This window comes from Microbacterium aoyamense (assembly GCF_023155855.1).
Taxonomy (GTDB): Bacteria; Actinomycetota; Actinomycetes; order Actinomycetales; family Microbacteriaceae; genus Microbacterium; species Microbacterium aoyamense.
Genome location: NZ_JAKNUT010000003.1, coordinates 320,902 through 336,733, shown reverse-complemented (window position 1 = coordinate 336,733; position 15,832 = coordinate 320,902). Strand labels below are relative to the sequence as shown.

Annotated in this window: 15 protein-coding genes; 5 read left to right on the top strand and 10 right to left on the bottom strand. The window is 68.2% G+C overall.

The genetic code is table 11. The features are described from left to right. Positions 1–10 precede the first annotated feature (10 nt). From MA876_RS10735 to MA876_RS10715, 5 genes are read right to left on the bottom strand one after another with little or no spacing between them, the layout of a single operon-like run. Complete coding sequence (locus tag MA876_RS10735) at positions 11–844, bottom strand: SURF1 family protein (protein ID WP_372491517.1); 834 nt, start codon at positions 842–844, stop codon at positions 11–13. After that, positions 841–1,959, bottom strand: a complete 1,119-nt coding sequence (locus MA876_RS10730; RefSeq protein ID WP_248148907.1) for a GuaB3 family IMP dehydrogenase-related protein — start codon at positions 1,957–1,959, stop codon at positions 841–843. Before MA876_RS10730 ends, MA876_RS10735 begins: the two co-directional genes overlap by 4 nt. A gap of 37 nt (positions 1,960–1,996) precedes the next feature. After that, positions 1,997–3,685, bottom strand: a complete 1,689-nt coding sequence (locus tag MA876_RS10725) for an ABC-F family ATP-binding cassette domain-containing protein (RefSeq protein WP_248148663.1) — start codon at positions 3,683–3,685, stop codon at positions 1,997–1,999. Between the two features lie 53 nt (positions 3,686–3,738). After that, positions 3,739–4,017: a DUF2277 domain-containing protein gene (locus tag MA876_RS10720; protein WP_248148660.1), complete on the bottom strand. Its 279-nt coding sequence runs from the start codon at positions 4,015–4,017 to the stop codon at positions 3,739–3,741. Positions 4,018–4,048: 31 nt separating this feature from the next. Next, positions 4,049–4,651, bottom strand: a complete 603-nt coding sequence (locus MA876_RS10715; RefSeq protein WP_372491516.1) for a TetR/AcrR family transcriptional regulator — start codon at positions 4,649–4,651, stop codon at positions 4,049–4,051. 80 nt (positions 4,652–4,731) lie between these two features. On the opposite strand from MA876_RS10715, the gene MA876_RS10710 reads away from it, so the two are divergent. Beyond that, positions 4,732–6,165, top strand: coding sequence for an MFS transporter (locus MA876_RS10710; protein WP_248148657.1), 1,434 nt, complete (start codon positions 4,732–4,734; stop codon positions 6,163–6,165). Here MA876_RS10710 and MA876_RS10705 read toward each other — a convergent pair. The 3 genes from MA876_RS10705 to guaB form a co-directional block, all read right to left on the bottom strand. Further along, the gene (locus tag MA876_RS10705) at positions 6,149–6,784 is read right to left on the bottom strand and encodes a TMEM175 family protein (protein ID WP_248148654.1); all 636 of its coding nucleotides are present in this window, start codon (positions 6,782–6,784) and stop codon (positions 6,149–6,151) included. The genes MA876_RS10710 and MA876_RS10705 overlap by 17 nt on opposite strands. Positions 6,785–6,988: 204 nt before the next feature. Beyond that, positions 6,989–7,837, bottom strand: a complete 849-nt coding sequence (locus MA876_RS10700; RefSeq protein WP_248148652.1) for an endonuclease domain-containing protein — start codon at positions 7,835–7,837, stop codon at positions 6,989–6,991. A gap of 212 nt (positions 7,838–8,049) precedes the next feature. Next, positions 8,050–9,552 carry an IMP dehydrogenase gene (gene guaB, locus MA876_RS10695; RefSeq protein ID WP_248148649.1) on the bottom strand — a complete coding sequence of 501 codons (1,503 nt, stop codon included), beginning with the start codon at positions 9,550–9,552 and terminating at the stop codon, positions 8,050–8,052. A 338-nt stretch (positions 9,553–9,890) separates the two neighbouring features. Here guaB and MA876_RS10690 point away from each other — a divergent pair, with 338 nt between their 5' ends. From MA876_RS10690 to MA876_RS10670, 4 genes are all read left to right on the top strand, one after another. Further along, on the top strand, positions 9,891–11,213 hold the full coding sequence (locus tag MA876_RS10690) for a branched-chain amino acid ABC transporter permease (protein WP_248148903.1): 1,323 nt from the start codon (positions 9,891–9,893) through the stop codon (positions 11,211–11,213). Between the two features lie 3 nt (positions 11,214–11,216). Beyond that, on the top strand, positions 11,217–12,215 hold the full coding sequence (locus tag MA876_RS10685; protein ID WP_248148646.1) for a branched-chain amino acid ABC transporter permease: 999 nt from the start codon (positions 11,217–11,219) through the stop codon (positions 12,213–12,215). Between the two features lie 76 nt (positions 12,216–12,291). Beyond that, positions 12,292–13,239: an ABC transporter ATP-binding protein gene (locus MA876_RS19055; RefSeq protein WP_308221655.1), complete on the top strand. Its 948-nt coding sequence runs from the start codon at positions 12,292–12,294 to the stop codon at positions 13,237–13,239. Beyond that, positions 13,236–14,018 (top strand): ABC transporter ATP-binding protein, encoded by a 783-nt coding sequence (locus MA876_RS10670; protein WP_372491515.1) that lies wholly within the window; start codon positions 13,236–13,238, stop codon positions 14,016–14,018. Before MA876_RS19055 ends, MA876_RS10670 begins: the two co-directional genes overlap by 4 nt. A gap of 53 nt (positions 14,019–14,071) precedes the next feature. Here MA876_RS10670 and MA876_RS19050 read toward each other — a convergent pair whose 3' ends face one another. Both MA876_RS19050 and MA876_RS10665 read right to left on the bottom strand, forming a co-directional pair. Further along, positions 14,072–14,203: a hypothetical protein gene (locus MA876_RS19050; protein ID WP_275562603.1), complete on the bottom strand. Its 132-nt coding sequence runs from the start codon at positions 14,201–14,203 to the stop codon at positions 14,072–14,074. Between the two features lie 147 nt (positions 14,204–14,350). Continuing rightward, a complete protein-coding gene (locus MA876_RS10665; RefSeq protein ID WP_248148643.1) occupies positions 14,351–15,634 on the bottom strand; it encodes an ABC transporter substrate-binding protein in 1,284 nt (427 codons plus the stop codon). Positions 15,635–15,832: the final 198 nt, after the last annotated feature.

Below are 15,832 nucleotides of genomic sequence, written 5' to 3'. Positions count from 1 at the left end.
GGGATCGAGTTTACCCGCCAGGCTCGGGCTCCAGATCTTCGAGCTCCTTCTCCCAGGCGTCCTTGGCGAGGCGGTACCAGAGGTAGAACGCGAAGCCCGCGAAGACGGCCCACTCGAGCGCGTAGAAGATGTTGAGCCAGTTGACGTTCGAGCCTTCGGCCGGTGCGGGCGAAGAGATGTCGAGCAGGAGCCGCGGGGCGACCTCCGAGGCGAGGTACGGGCGGTAGACGTCGAGACCCTCGACGTCGTGCCACTGACCGAGCAGGACGGCCGGCGACATGCTCGTCATCTCCTGCGGGTCCGCGCCGCGCGGCGGCAGCGCCGGACCCTCGTCCGAGATGATGCGCCCGGTGATCGTGACGGGCGCGGCATCCGGAGCCTCCGCGTCGAACTGCAGCTGGGCGACCGCGTCCGCCGCCTCGTCGGCCGTCGACGCCCAGCCGATCGCGACGGCGATCGACGTCGGCTCGTCCCTGTCGTCGAGGCGGAGCTGTCCGGTCACCCAGTACCCCTCGACACCCTCGTTGAAGCGCGACGAGACGACGAGGAAGTCGCCGGGGATCCAGGATCCGGATGCCTCGACCCGCTGTCCCACGAGAGGTTCGGGCAGGTACTCGCCGGGAGCTACGACGTCGGCGAGCGGACGCACGACCTCGGTCGCGCCGGGCGGCGGCGGATCCGTGTCGATCGCGCGGCTGAGCTGCCACTGCCCGAGCCACGCGAAGACCCCCGCGACCACGAGGGACAGCAGCAGCATCGCGATCCACCGCGGACGCAGCATGACCTCGCGCAGCGTCGGCGGGAAGACCTCGACGTCCGTCGGGGTGTGCGGAGTGCTGGTCATCCGCCGCTGTAGGGCGCGACGACGACCTCGACCCGCTGGAACTCCTTGAGGTCGGAGTACCCCGTCGTCGCCATCGACTTACGCAGCGCGCCGATCAGGTTGGCCGTGCCGTCCGCGACCGGCGCAGGGCCGTAGAGCACCTCTTCGAGGGGAGCGACCTGCGTCACCCCGACGCGGTGGCCGCGCGGCAGCTTCGGGTGATGCGCTTCAGGGCCCCAGTGGAAGCCGCGACCCGGAGCATCAGTCGCCCGAGCGAGCGCAACGCCCAGCATGACGGCATCCGCCCCCATCGCCAGCGCCTTCACGATGTCGCCCGACGTGCCCACGCCGCCGTCGGCGATCACGTGTACGTAGCGCCCGCCCGACTCGTCGAGGTAGTCGCGGCGCGCGCCCGCGACGTCGGCGACCGCAGTAGCCATGGGAGCGTGGATGCCGAGGGTCGCGCGCGTCGTGGATGCCGCTCCCCCGCCGAAGCCGACGAGCACGCCCGCTGCGCCCGTGCGCATGAGGTGCAGAGCTGCCGTGTAGGTCGCGGCCCCGCCGACGATGACCGGCACGTCGAGGTCGTAGATGAACTTCTTGAGGTTGAGCGGCTGCTCGCCCGACGACACGTGCTCGGCCGACACGGTAGTGCCGCGGATCACGAAGAGGTCGACACCCGCCGCGACGACGGTCTCGTAGAGCTCCTGCGTGCGCTGCGGCGTGAGGGAACCAGCGACCGTGACGCCCGCGGCACGGACCTCGGCGAGGCGGTCCCGCACGAGCTCGGGCTTGATGGGCTCGGCGTAGAGCTCCTGCATGCGCTGCGTGGCGGCGCCGTCGGAGAGCGAAGCGATCTCGGCGAGCAGCGGATCCGGGTCGTCGTAACGCGTCCACAGACCCTCGAGGTCGATGACGCCGAGGCCACCGAGCTGACCGAGCATGATGGCCGTGCGCGGGCTCATGACCGAGTCCATCGGAGCCCCCAGCACGGGGATCGCGAACGAGAACGCGTCGATCGTCCACGACGTCGAGACGTCCTCGGGGTTGCGGGTGCGCCGGGACGGCACGACCGCGATGTCATCGAACGCATACGCCCGGCGGGCGCGCTTCGCGCGGCCGAGCTCCATGTCCATGCTCACGACCCCAGCCTACTCGGCGCCCGTGCGGGCCTCAGCGGGCGCGGGCGACCCGCGACTCGTCCCACACGGGCGCGTCAGCCTCGTACACCTGCCCGTCGCCGCCGAACACGACGAAACGATCGAACGAGCGCGCGAACCACCGGTCGTGCGTGACGGCGAGCACCGTGCCCTCGAATCGCGTGAGCGCGTCTTCCAAGGCCTCGGCCGAGACGAGGTCGAGGTTGTCGGTCGGCTCGTCGAGCAGCAGGAGCGTCGCACCCGACAGCTCGAGCAGGAGCACCTGGAACCGCGCCTGCTGACCGCCCGAGAGGCTGTCGAACACCTGCTCGGCCTGCTTCACGAGCCCGTACCGGTCGAGCGCGGAGCTCGCGGCATCCCGCGGCATTCCCGTACGGCGATCGTCGCCGCGGTGGAGGATGTCCAGCAGGGTGCGCCCCGTGAACTCGGGGTGCCGGTGGGTCTGCGCGAACCAGCCCGGCACGACCCGCGCCCCGAGCACGCCGCGTCCCGTGTGCGCGACGGGTTCGAGGTCGGAGCCGACCGCCGTCACGTGTCCGAGCAGGGCATCCGGGTCGGTCCCGCCCCGAGCGAGCAGGCGGAGGAAGTGGGACTTGCCCGAGCCGTTCGAACCCAACACCGCGACACGATCGCCGAACCACACCTCGAGATCGAACGGCTTCATGAGCCCCGTGAGCTCGAGCTTCTCGGCGACGACCGCGCGCTTGCCGGTGCGCGCGCCCCGCAGGCGGACGTCGAGCTCCTGCGCGGGGGGTCGCTCCTCGGGCGGACCGGCCTCTTCGAACCTCCGCAGGCGGGTCTGGGCGGCGCGGTAGCGAGAGGCGAACTCGTCGCTCGCCGCCGCCTTGACCTTCATGTCGGCGACGAACTTCTTGAGCTTCGCGTGCTGCTCATCCCACCGGCGGCGTAGCTCGTCGAGGCGGTCCATCCGCTCCTCGCGTGCGCGGTGATACGTGCCGAAGCCGCCGCCGTGCACCCATGCCGTGCTGCCCGCGCCGCCCGCTTCGAGAGTCACGATCCGGTCGGCGCCGCGGGCGAGGAGCTCCCGGTCGTGCGAGACGAGAAGGACGGTCTTGGATGTCTCGCGCAGCCGCTCCTCGAGCCAGCGCTTGCCGGGCACGTCGAGGTAGTTGTCCGGCTCGTCGAGCAGCAGAACCTGGTCGGGACCGCGCAGCAGCGCCTCGAGCGCGAGTCGCTTCTGCTCACCGCCCGAGAGCGTCGTGAGCTCGCGGAACCGCGCTCGGGCGAACGGGATGCCGAGGGCGGCGATCGTGCAGGTGTCCCACACCGTCTCGTACTCGTAGCCGCCCGCCTCGGCATAGTCGGCGAGCGCGCCCGCGTACCGCATCTGCGTGTCGAGGTCGTCCTGCTCGATGATCGCGGCCTCGGAGTCCTCGAGCTCGCGCGCCGCACGCCGGACGCGGTCGGGGGCGACCGAGATCAGCAGATCGTGGACGGTCTGCTCGGCCGTGCCGTGCCCGACGAACTGGTCCATGACGCCGAGGCCGCCGTCGATCGTGACGGCTCCCCCGTGCGCCGGCACCTCGCCGCGGACGATCCGCAGCAGCGTCGTCTTGCCCGCGCCGTTCTGCCCGATGAGGGCTGTCGTCGAGCCCTCGCCGACACGGAACGACACCTCGTCGAGGAGCGGCCTGCCGTCGGGCAGCGTGAACGAGACGCTGTTGATGTCGATGTAGCCCACGACGGATCCTGTCTGCCCGGGCGGGGTGCCGAGCCGATCAGCCTATCCGGTTGTCAGGCGGCGGAGTACCGGCCCGACGCGACCGCGCGGGCGCGGGCCTTCGCCGCCTCTTCTTCGCGGTTCTTGGGCGGCACGACGGCGACGAGGTCGTTCAGCAGGTGCTGCGTGATGTGGGCGATCTCGTGGACGGCCCTGTCGAAGGCCTCTTGATTGGCCTTGGAGGGCTTGGTCGACCCGCTGATCTTGCGCACGTACTGAAGCGCAGCGGCGTGCACTTCTTCCGACGTCGCTGAGGGCTCGAAGTTGTGGAGGGTGTGGATGCTGCGGCACATACGATCGACGATACGCCGCGGCATCCTCCGCTCACCAGGGTTCGTGCGCGCGCGGAGCTTCTTCGAGCACGAGGCCGATGCTGACGGGGAAGCACTCGTCGAAGAGCTCGGTCATGCCGGCATCGCGGCCGTACTCCTCGGTGAGGCGCAGGCCCAGCATCGTGTTGATGAGCATGCCCATCGCGAGGAACTTCTGCGCTTCCTCGGACGTGAACCCCGCCTCATGCCGCAGGTAGCGCCACACCCGGGCGAAGCCGTCGCGGGCGGCCGGACCGATGACGGGGTGAGCGCCGAGCAGGAAGGCGTGCGACAGCAGCTGGTGAAGGCCCCTCACCTCGAGCAGACGCAGGTAGGCCTGACCCATGAGCTCGCCGCGGGTGTGGAGATCGGATGCCGCGGGCACGGTCGCGAACGCGGCGAGGAGCTCTTCGAGCGCGCTGTCGAGGGCGGCGAGGAACAGGTTCTCCTTCGTTCCGAAGAGCCGCACGACGTAGGGCTGCGAGACGGATGCGGCCTTCGCGACGTCATCCGTCGTCGTGCCGACATAGCCCTTGGCGCCGAAGACGGCGATCGCGGCTTCGATGATCTGCTCGCGACGTTCCTCGGAGCTCATACGGGTCGGTTTCGCGGTCACGGTTGACAGGTTATCAGTCGATTACTACAGTGTCCTCATCCAAGTAATCATCCGATTACAAACACGCGTGAGGAACCGCCATGAGCTCATCCACCACTCGGCGCCGTCCGTTCGGACTCGTCGTGGCCGCGGCATCCGTCCCCATGTTCATGGCGACGCTCGACAACCTCGTCATGACCAACGCGCTGCCGGTCCTGCACAGCGAGCTCGGCGCGACCGTCGAGGAGCTCCAGTGGTTCGTCAACGCGTACACCCTCGCCTTCGCCGGGTTCATCCTCGTCGCGGCCGCGCTCGGAGACCGTTTCGGCCGGCGCTCGGTGTTCATCGCCGGCATCGCGATCTTCGGCATCGGCTCGGTGCTCGCGGCGCTGTCGGGCGATCCCGCCTCGCTCATCGCGGCCCGCGCGCTGCAGGGGTTCGGCGCCGCCGGAGTCCTCCCCCTCTCGCTCGCGCTCATCTCGGGCGGCGTCGCCCCCGAACGGCGCCCGCTCGCGATCGGCATCTGGGGCGGCATCTCGGGCCTGGGCGTCGCCGTCGGCCCCCTCGTCGGCGGTGCCGTGATGGAGGGCTGGAGCTGGCAGGCGATCTTCTGGATCAACGTGCCCGTCGCGATCGTCGCGATCCCCCTCGCGCTGTACGCGCTGAACAACGATTACGGCCTGCGCGCCCGCATCGACGTCGTCGGCGCGGCTCTCGCCGGCGTCGGCGTGCTCGCGCTCGTGCATGCGATCGTGCGCGGCAACGACGACGGGTGGGACTCGCTCGGAGTCATCGCCGAGGTCGTCGCGGGTTCACTCCTGCTCGTGGCGTTCGTGTGGTGGCAGTCGCGCGCGAAGGCGCCGCTCGTGCCGCTGCGACTCTTCCGCGACCGCTCGTTCTCGGTCACGAACATCGTCGGCTTCGCGTTCAGCTTCGGCACGTTCGGGGCGGTGTTCATCCTCATCCAGTACATGCAGGTCGTGCAGGGCTCGACGCCGCTCGAGGCTGCCGTGCAGACGACTCCGTGGACCTTGGCGCCTATGTTCGTCGCGCCGCTCGCGGGCTTCATCGCCCCGCGGGTCGGCACGCGGGCGCTCATGGTCTCGGGGCTGGCCCTGCAGGGCGGCGCGCTGCTGTGGCTCGGGCTCATGCTGTCGCAGACCCTCGACTACGGGCTGCTCATCGCTCCCTTCGTCATGGCCGGGATCGGCATGGGACTCGTGTTCGCGCCCTCGGCGACCGCGCTGCTCGCGACGCTCGCCCCGATCGACCACGCGAAGGCATCCGGCGTCAACTCGACCGTCCGCGAGATCGGCATCGCGCTCGGCACAGCCGTCATGACCGCGGTCTTCGTCGGCGCAGGCGGCGAACTGCTGCCCGACCAGTACGTCGACGCGGCGCGCCCTGCCGTGCTCGTCGGAGCCGCCGTGCTGTTCGCCGCCATGATCGCGGCGTTGTGGCTGCCGGCGGGAACGTCGCAGACGACGATGGATGCCGCGCCCGCCGATCAGCGTGAGCTCACGCCGACGGCGTAGCCTTCCGACGCTTCTGGAGCACCCCCGAGATCGGACCGCTCACGGCGAACGTCAGGAAGGCCCAGGACCCCAACCACGGGGAGAGCGCGACGGTGACGCCGCCGGCGATGAGTGCCGTGACGCTGCCGACCGTCTGGCTCGGGGCATCCGGCTTCGCCTCGTCCTTCAGCAGATGACCGTCCTTCGACGCAGCCCAGAACCACGTCGCGATGCCGAGGGCCATCGCGAAGAAGAAGTTGACCGGCAGCAGCACGCGACCCGCGTAGTAGTCGGAGTACTCGCTCACGAGGCTCGTCGTGAACGGAATGAGGACGATGAACAGCAGCCGGGCGTTGTTGAGCCACAGCAGCACGATGTCGGCGCGGGCGATGTCGCGGAACTGGCTGATGTGGCTCACCCACAGACCGCCGAGCAGCACGGAGCTCACGCCGAACGCCATGAACGACGGCCACATCGCGCCGAGCTGATGCCACAGCTCGGCGTCGGACGAGATCTTCCCGAACGCGGTCGTCGTGAGGTCGAGCACGAGGAGCGTCGCCGCGATGGCGAACACCGCGTCCGTGTAGTTCTCGACGCGCCCGAGCGCGAAGAACGTCCTCTTCGCCGGCGCCTGCGTCATGCGCCCAGGCTAGCGCCACGCTCCGAGATCACGGTGGCCACCCCTGATCTGCCGTGCTCTCCTCCGACGAACTTCGGTCAACCGCGCGAAGTTCGGAGCCACACGCGAGAATCCTCCGAAGTACGCGTGGTTGACCGATTTTCGTACGGTGCAAGGTGGTCGCGAGCGTGGGGAATTCGTCAGCGCGAGAGCGGATGCCGTGGGTCAGTCCGCGAGGTGAAGGCGGGATGCCAGCGCGCGGCGAACAGTCCGCTCGACCAGCGCCCAGTCATGGATGACCTGCGCGTACGAGAAGCGCAGTACGGTGTAGCCCCGCAGACGCAATTCGGCGTCGTGAGCGATGTCTTTCGTCCGCTGCGCGGAAGAGGAATGGTGGGCGTACCCGTCGATCTGGACCACCAGCCGATCACCGATCAGGATGTCGACAGGCTTCCCCGCGAGCACGATCTGCTGGCGCAGCGCGACGCCCCATGATCGGACGGCCGAGGCGAAGATCGTCTCGAGCCCGGAATCCGACAGCCCGTTCACCTCGGAGGCGCAGCGGCGCGACTTCTCGGTCGGCCACACGATCGCGCGGATGACTTCGGGTGAGAGGCGCTCGCACCGCATCGCTGATTCCCACACGACCAGAGCCTGGGCATGCGGCAGACAGGTGGCGATATGGGCGAGGGCGTCCTCAGGGGACTCCTCCAGCGATCGCTTCGCGACGGGGGCGATGCCCTTCGTCCAGTGCACAACGCCGTCCCAGTCCTTCGGATTGCGCGGCGAGCCGGCATCCGGAGCCAGCCGCAGATGCAGCCGTTCATCGACGCCATCCGGCATCCACCACCCGCGCCGCCTCGCCAGGCTCACACACGCGACGCGACCACCGGCTCGTGCCGCGGCGACCACATCGGGCGACGCGGCGGGTTGAACGAGCCAGGCGCGCCGTACGACCTCGATCTCGTCGCTCTTCATGGCGCTGCGTACCGCCGCCAGACCGAACCCGGCGCCGATCACATCGGCGCGATGCGCGATGCCGCCACGTTCTGCGATCCAGGTCGAGATGTCCACCGAATGAGGATGACCGTTAGTCCCCGATGACACCCTCACCGCAGCTCGTTCGTGGACAGCTTCCGGCGGTGCGGGCCTGTGGAGGAGTCACGAAGTTCGGTCAACCGCGCGAAGTTCGGAGCCACACGCGAGAATCCTCCGAAGTACGCGTGGTTGACCGATTGTCGTGGGGATGGAGAGGAGACGACCCCGGCACTCGTCCGGAACGCGGGCTACTTCTTGTAGTTCGGCGCCTCGACGACGATCTGCACGTCGTGGGGGTGCGATTCCTTGAGTCCCGCGGCGGTGATGCGGACGAACTTGCCCTTGGCCTTGAGCTCGTCGATCGTGCGCGCACCGACGTAGAACATGGACTGACGCAGCCCCCCGACGAGCTGGTAGGCGACGGCGGCGACCGGGCCGCGGTACGCGACCTGGCCTTCGATGCCCTCGGGGATGAGCTTGTCGTCGTTGGGGACGTCGGCCTGGAAGTAGCGATCCTTCGAGTACGACGTCTTCTTGCCGCGCGTCTGCAGCGCACCCAGCGAGCCCATGCCCCGGTAGAGCTTGAACTGCTTGCCGCCCTGGAAGACGATCTCGCCCGGCGACTCGTCGGTGCCCGCGAGGAGCGATCCGAGCATGACCGAGTCGGCGCCGGCGACGAGCGCCTTCGCGATGTCGCCGGAGTACTGCAGGCCGCCGTCGGCGATGACGGGGATGCCGGCATCGCGCGTCGCCTGGAAGGCCTCCCAGATCGCTGTCACCTGCGGGACGCCCACACCCGCGACGATCCGGGTGGTGCAGATCGATCCCGGCCCGACGCCGACCTTGACCGCATCGACGCCCGCGTCGACGAGAGCCTGGGCCCCTTCGCGCGTCGCGACGTTGCCGCCGATCACGTCGATGTGGTCGAACGAAGGGTCGGCCTTGATGCGCTTGACCATGTCGATGACGCCCGCGGACTGGCCGTTCGCCGTGTCGACCACGAGAACGTCGACGCCCGCGTCGCGCAGCGCTTCGGCCCGCTCCCATGCGTCGCCGAAGAATCCGATCGCCGCGCCCACGCGCAGGCGACCGTGCTCGTCCTTCGTCGCGAGCGGGTACTTCTCGCTCTTGTCGAAGTCCTTGATCGTGATGAGACCCGCGAGCCGGCCCTCGTCGTCGATGAGCGGGAGCTTCTCGACCCGGTGCTGGGCGAACAGCGCGATGACCTCTCCCGCGCCGATGCCCACGCGGCCCGTCACCAGGCCGTCGCTCGTCATGACGTCCTTCACATGGGTGGTCTGGCGCTCGAAGCCCGACACGAACCGCATGTCGCGATTGGTGATGATGCCGACGAGCTTGCCGTCGTCGTCGACGACCGGGAGGCCGGAGATGCGGTACTGCGCGCACATCGCGTCGACCTCCTCGATCGTCGCGTCAGGCGTCGTCGTGATCGGGTCGGTGATCATGCCCGACTCGCTGCGCTTGACGCGGTCGACCATGGAGGCCTGCTCCTCGATCGACGCATTGCGATGGAGGATCCCCAGGCCGCCCTCGCGCGCGATCGCGATCGCCATGCGCGACTCGGTCACGGTGTCCATGGCCGCCGCCAGGAGCGGCGTCGCGACCGTGATGCGTCGCGTCACACGCGAAGACGTGTCGGCTTCGCTCGGGATGACGTCGGTGTGACCGGGCAGCAGGAGGACGTCGTCGTACGTCAGTCCGACGAAGCCGAAGGGATCGTTGTGCTCCATGGATTCTCCAGCGCGGACCCTGCGGGTGCGGGCATCGGCGCAATGCTCGAGGTGGACGTCGACGGCCGGTGCGCGGGTGACCCGCCGTACTCGATTCTAAGCGGCGGGGGCGGTGAATTGTTCCCGCGGCGGCTCGTGGCAGTGCAGAGCACGTCAGTAGCGATTCGGTCACACCTGCTCGCGGAGTTGTAGGTGAAACACGGACGACACATTAGGGTCGTACCGTCGTTCATCACGGCCGATGCGACCCGAAGCTTCGGTGTCTGCGTTGTGCTGGACTGGGAGGTTTCGTGAGTCCTACGACTTTGACAGCGAGGCGATCGCTGCGGTGGCTGGTGATGCTGGCGGGCGCTCTGCTCGCCGCAGCGCTGGTGCTGCTCGCCGCCCCCACGGGTGCGCACGCCGCGGTTACCGCCCCTGACACGCCCGGGGGCGATCAGGAGCCGACCGAGTTCTACTTCGGCGGCCTCATCTCGTTCGACGGCGAACCCGTGCCCGACGTCGTGATGGAGGTCTCGGGCAACGGCTTCGAAGCCGAGACCGTCACCGACGCCGAGGGCAAGTGGCGCCTCTACGTCCCCGAGAAGGAGGAGTACCGGATCACGGTCGACGAGTCGACGCTCCCCGACGGCGTCATCGTCGATGCTGAGCAGCTGCCCGACGGCGTCACCGCCGTGCAGGGCACCTCCGGGGCCTTCGACGTCGGCTTCGGGGCGACGGGGACGAAGATCGTCAACCTCTTCCTCGGCGAGGGTGAGCGCGTGACGACGTCGTTCATCGACCAGTTCATGGAGCGGCTCGTCAACGGCCTCAACTTCGGTCTGCTGCTCGCACTCGCCGCCGTCGGCGTCTCGCTCATCTTCGGCACGACCGGCCTGACGAACTTCGCGCACGCCGAGATGCTGACGTTCGGTGCGATCATCGCCCTCGTCTTCGGCGTCAACCTCGCCCTGCCGATGTGGCTCGTGCTCCCGATCGTCGTCGCCTTCGGGGCCGGACTCGGCTGGTCGCTCGACGCGGGCCTGTGGAAGCCACTGCGGCGACGGGGCATCGGCCTCGTGCAGCTCATGATCGTGAGCATCGGGCTCTCGCTCGCGCTGCGGTACGTCTATCAGTTCTTCATCGGCGGTTCGACATATCAGCTTCCGGGAGCGGGCGCCGGGCGAGATATCCGCTTCGGTCCGATCGCGGTGTCGTGGATCGACCTCGCCTCGATGGGCATCTCGATCGTCCTTCTGCTCGCCGTCGCGTTCTGGCTGCTGCGCACGCGAATCGGCAAGGCGACGCGCGCCATCAGCGACAATCCCAGCCTGGCCGCGGCATCCGGAATCAACGTCGACCGCGTCATCCGGATCGTGTGGATCCTCGCGTCGGCGCTCGCCGCCGTCGCAGGCGTGCTGTGGGCGTACTTCCGCCCCGGAGTCAAGTGGGACATGGGTGTGCAGGTGCTCCTGCTGGTGTTCGCCGCCGTCACCCTCGGCGGTCTCGGCACCGCATTCGGCGCACTGATCGGATCGATCATCGTCGGCGTCCTCGTCGAGATGTCGACCCTTCTGGGCATCCCCCCCGACATGAAGTACGTGGGTGCGCTGGCCGTCCTGATCATCATCCTCCTCGTGAGACCACAAGGCCTGCTGGGTCGAAAAGAGAGGCTGGGCTAGGCCATGGATTGGGGACAGATTCTCAACAACACGGCGTACTGGGTCTTCAGCCCGGAGACGATCGCCTACGCCCTCGCCGCAACCGGCCTGGCCGTGCACTTCGGCTACGCGGGCCTGCTCAACTTCGGTATGGCGGGCTTCATGGCGCTCGGCGCCTACGGCTACGCCATCTCGATCCTGAGCTTCGGATGGCCCTGGTGGGTCGGCATCATCGTGGGCTGCCTCGCCGCAGTCGTGTTCGCGTTCATCCTCGGCATCCCGACGCTGCGATTGCGGGCTGACTACCTGGCCATCGTGACGATCGCGGCGGCGGAGATCGTCCGACTCGCGCTGACGACCCAGCTGTTCGACGAGTGGACGAACTCGGCCGACGGCCTGGGCGGCTACCACGCGGGCTTCCGCGCGGCGAACCCCTTCCCCAAGGAGGCCGCCGACGGATCCGTCATGACGTACGGGTTCGGCCCGTGGACCTGGACCGCCGATCAGCTGTGGGTGCGCGTCTTCGGCATCATCTTGCTCGCTATCGCGGTCTATCTCGTCTGGGCCCTCATGCGCAGCCCGTGGGGCCGCGTGCTCAAGGGCATCCGCGAGGACGAGGACGCCGTCCGCTCGCTCGGCAAGAACGTCTTCTCCTACAAGATGCAGGCGCTCATCATCGGTGGCGTCTTCGGCGCCCTCGGCGGTGTGGTGTTCGCCCTGCCGTCCGCGGTGGTGCCGGCGACGTACACGACGAGCCTCACGTTCTTCATCTGGACGATCCTGCTGCTCGGCGGCGCCGCGACGGTCTTCGGACCCGTCGTGGGATCGCTGATCTTCTGGGTCATCATGGGGTTCCTCGGCAACGTGCTCCCGGCCCTCGCGAACTCGGGCATCCTCCCGATGTCGAGCCAGCAGGCGGCCACGCTCCGCTTCATCCTCGTGGGTGTCGCACTGATGCTCATCGTGATCTTCCGCCCACAGGGCATCTTCGGAAACAAGAGGGAGCTGACCTTTGTCAAGTAACCCGCCCACCGAGCCGGCCGTGCCAGAAGAGCCAGCCGCCCCCGCCACGGGAGCCGTCACCACGGCGACCGGCAGCATCCGTCGCCCCAAGACGACGGGCCTCGCCAAGGGCGACAACGTGCCCGGCGTGCCGAAGGTCGATCCCATCCTGGTCATCGACCACGTGACGCGGCGGTTCGGCGGTCTCACCGCCGTCGATGTCGATCACATAGAGGTGCCGAGAGGCGTCATCACCGCCCTCATCGGCCCGAACGGTGCCGGCAAGACGACGCTGTTCAACCTCATCTGCGGTTTCGACAAGCCCAACTCGGGCACGTGGAGCTTCGACGGCAAGAACCTGTCGGGTATCCCGTCGTTCAAGGTCGCCCGCATGGGTCAGGTGCGCACGTTCCAGCTGACCAAGGCCCTTTCGCTCCTGACGGTGCTCGAGAACATGAAGCTCGGCGCGACCGCCCAGAAGGGCGAGAGCCTGTGGGCGAGCATCATCCCCGCGATCTGGCGCAAGCAGGACGACGAGATCGAGGACAAGGCGATGGAGCTGCTCGCGCGCTTCAAGCTCGACGCGAAGGCCGACGACTACGCGGCGTCGCTCTCGGGTGGCCAGCGCAAGCTTCTCGAAATGGCCCGCGCGCTCATGAGCGACCCGACCCTGGTGATGCTCGATGAGCCCATGGCCGGTGTCAACCCGGCGCTCACCGAGTCGCTGCTCGACCACATCCTCGACCTCAAGGATCTGGGGATGTCGGTGCTGTTCGTCGAGCACGACATGCACATGGTGCGCCACATCGCCGACTGGGTGATCGTCATGGCGGAAGGCCGCGTCGTCGCGGAGGGCCCGCCCGAGACCGTCATGAACGACAAGGCGGTCATCGACGCCTACCTCGGCAGCCATCAGGACGTCGACCTCGGAGTCGTGACCGGCCGTGTCGAAGGCGATCTCGACCCCGAGGCGAAGGAGCTTCTCGAGGAGATCAAGGAAGCCGAAGAGGCGTCCATCGCCGAGGCTGAGGAGGAGAACAAGTGAGCAATCCTGCCGCCTCGACGGGCGCCGCGGCCCTCGCCGAGGGCAAGACAGATCGCGTCGTCGTCGAGGTCAAAGACCTCTACGCGGGCTACCTGCCTGGAATCAACATCATCAACGGTGCCAATCTCATCGCGCACAAGGGCGAGCTCATCGGCATCATCGGCCCGAACGGTGCCGGCAAATCGACGCTGCTGAAGTCGATCTTCGGCATGGTCAAGGTGCGCGAGGGCGAGATCAGCGTCAACGGCGAGAGCGTCGTCGGGCTGAAGTCCGACAAGCTCGTCCAGCGGGGCGTGGGTTTCGTACCGCAGACGAACAACGTCTTCCCGTCGCTCACGATCGAAGAGAACCTGCAGATGGGCCTCTACCAGGCGCCGAAGACCTACAACGAGCGCCTCGAGTTCGTGACGGGCATCTTCGCCGAGCTGGGCAAGCGGCTCAAGCAGCGCGCAGGCTCGCTCTCGGGCGGCGAGCGGCAGATGGTCGCGATGTCGCGCGCCCTCATGATGGACCCCGCCGTGCTCCTGCTCGACGAGCCCTCCGCGGGTCTCTCACCGGTGCGACAGGATGACGCGTTCATCCGCGTCTCGGACATCAACAAGGCGGGCGTGACGACCATCATGGTCGAGCAGAACGCGCGCCGGTGCCTGCAGATCTGCGACCGCGGCTACGTCCTCGACCAGGGCCGCGACGCCTATGAGGGCACGGGACGCGACCTGCTGAACGACCCGAAGGTCATCGGCCTCTACCTCGGTACGCTGGGCGCCGACGGGGTCTGAGCCCAGATCGAACGACGAAGACGCGGATGCCTCGGCATCCGCGTCTTCGTCGTTCAGGCGTCCTTGGTCGGCGGCGTCTGCGTACCTGCGGGTGCGCCGTTCATCTTGAACGGGTTCGGCTCCGTGGGCCGCGGCGTCACAGGGGGCTTCGGCGTCACTGCGGCGGGCTTCTTCTCGGTGCCCATGGGAGACCTCCGTCAGTCGAGGGGCTGCGTCAGAGCTGAGGTTACTCGCGTCCCGCCTCGCCCGCGAGGGTGCTGGCACGGAAAGCGGAAGGGCCCCGGAACCTCTCTCTCGAGAGGTCCGGAGCCCTTCGGCTGCGTCAGCTGGGATCAGCCGATACGCGTGTTGAGGTTGTCGGCACCGTACTGGAAGACACCGATCGTGGCCTCGGTCGGGTCACCGTTCTCGTCGAACGTGATCGGGCCCGAGGGGCCGTCGTAGTCCGCGACGTTGCCGGCGAGGATGATGTCGGCGCACGCCTCGTAGGTGTCGCACTTCTCACCGTCACCGGTGCCACCCGAGACCTCCTGCAGCTTCGCTGCGACGTCGGCCGCGTCGGTCGAGTTGGCCGCGAGCGAAGCGAGGGCGAGCAGGATGACCGCGTCGTACGACTCGTTGGCGTACGAGAAGTCGGTCAGCTCGGTGTTGCCGTCCGCGACCCACCACTCGTTGAGGCGGTCCTGGAAGCCGGCGTCCGCCTCGAGGGGACCGGCGGGCGTCGTGCCCTTGGCGCCTTCCATGCTGACGTCGGCGGGCCACTTCTCGTCCGAACCGAAGTTCTTCAGGTTGCCGTCGACCAGGTACAGCTGGTCGGCCGGGTAGCCCGCGGCGATGAGCGCCGGACCGATCGTGTAGATCTCGTCGAAGGTGATGAGCACGATCGCGTCGGGGTTCGAGGCCATGAGCGCGCTGATCTGAGCGTCGAACGAGGTGTCACCCGTGTTGTAGGACTGCTCGGCGACGATCGTGCCACCCGCGCCCGTGAAGGTCTCCTGGAAGACCTCGTTGAGGCCCGTGCCGTACGAGTCGTTCAGGTAGAGGACGGCGACGTTCTCCTTGCCGTCTTCCGCGACCAGGTTGCCGAGGACCTCGCCCTGCAGCGTGTCGGACGGAGCCGTGCGCCAGTAGAGGCCGTTGTCGTCCCACGACGTGAAGTCGAGCGACGTGTTGGCCGGCGAGAAGGTGATGATGCCGGCCGCGACGGCGTCATCGAGGAAGAGCTTCGTGACACCCGACGAGGCGGCGCCGATGGCGGCGGTCACACCCTCGGAGATCAGCGTCTGGATGGTGGTCGCATACGCCTTGTTGTCGGTGTCGCCCGAGTCGCCCCAGACGATGTCGTCGATCGTGAGGCCCGAGGTCTCGGCGTAGGCGTTGACGTCGGCGGCGGCGAGTCCGACACCGGCCTCCTCGGGCGGGCCGAGGAACGAGAGGCTGCCCGTCTGCGGCAGGATCGTGCCGATCTTGAGGCTGAGGTCGCGCGACTCCGTGGGAGGGGTCGTGGCCTCGCCGCCCGTCCCACCGGAGCACCCGGCGAGAACGAGGGCGCTGGCGCCGGCGAGCGCGATGGCACCGAGAACGGTGGCCTTGCGCGAGCGAGTGAAGACGCTCATGTTGCTCCTTGCTGTGTGTGAATACGCGGGCAGGCTCGGGCGCCGACCCAGTTCGTCTAACCTAACCGCGGCGCGGTCTCGCCAATGTTGCCGTTCGTTAACGATGTGTAACGCGATCCAATCGTTACCAAACGCCGATCGAGACGCTCCGGGAATACCCCCTCTCCGTATGCGGTTAGGCTGGGTGTACCCCCGAGG

Coding starts and splice junctions, on each gene's coding strand:
- MA876_RS10735 (WP_372491517.1), bottom strand. CDS start 844: ATGACCAGCACTCCGCACACCCCGACGGACGTCGAGGTCTTCCCGCCG.
- MA876_RS10730 (WP_248148907.1), bottom strand. CDS start 1,959: ATGGACATGGAGCTCGGCCGCGCGAAGCGCGCCCGCCGGGCGTATGCG.
- MA876_RS10720 (WP_248148660.1), bottom strand. CDS start 4,017: ATGTGCCGCAGCATCCACACCCTCCACAACTTCGAGCCCTCAGCGACG.
- MA876_RS10710 (WP_248148657.1), top strand. CDS start 4,732: ATGAGCTCATCCACCACTCGGCGCCGTCCGTTCGGACTCGTCGTGGCC.
- MA876_RS10705 (WP_248148654.1), bottom strand. CDS start 6,784: ATGACGCAGGCGCCGGCGAAGAGGACGTTCTTCGCGCTCGGGCGCGTC.
- guaB (WP_248148649.1), bottom strand. CDS start 9,552: ATGGAGCACAACGATCCCTTCGGCTTCGTCGGACTGACGTACGACGAC.
- MA876_RS10690 (WP_248148903.1), top strand. CDS start 9,891: ATGCTGGCGGGCGCTCTGCTCGCCGCAGCGCTGGTGCTGCTCGCCGCC.
- MA876_RS10685 (WP_248148646.1), top strand. CDS start 11,217: ATGGATTGGGGACAGATTCTCAACAACACGGCGTACTGGGTCTTCAGC.
- MA876_RS19050 (WP_275562603.1), bottom strand. CDS start 14,203: ATGGGCACCGAGAAGAAGCCCGCCGCAGTGACGCCGAAGCCCCCTGTG.
- MA876_RS10665 (WP_248148643.1), bottom strand. CDS start 15,634: ATGAGCGTCTTCACTCGCTCGCGCAAGGCCACCGTTCTCGGTGCCATC.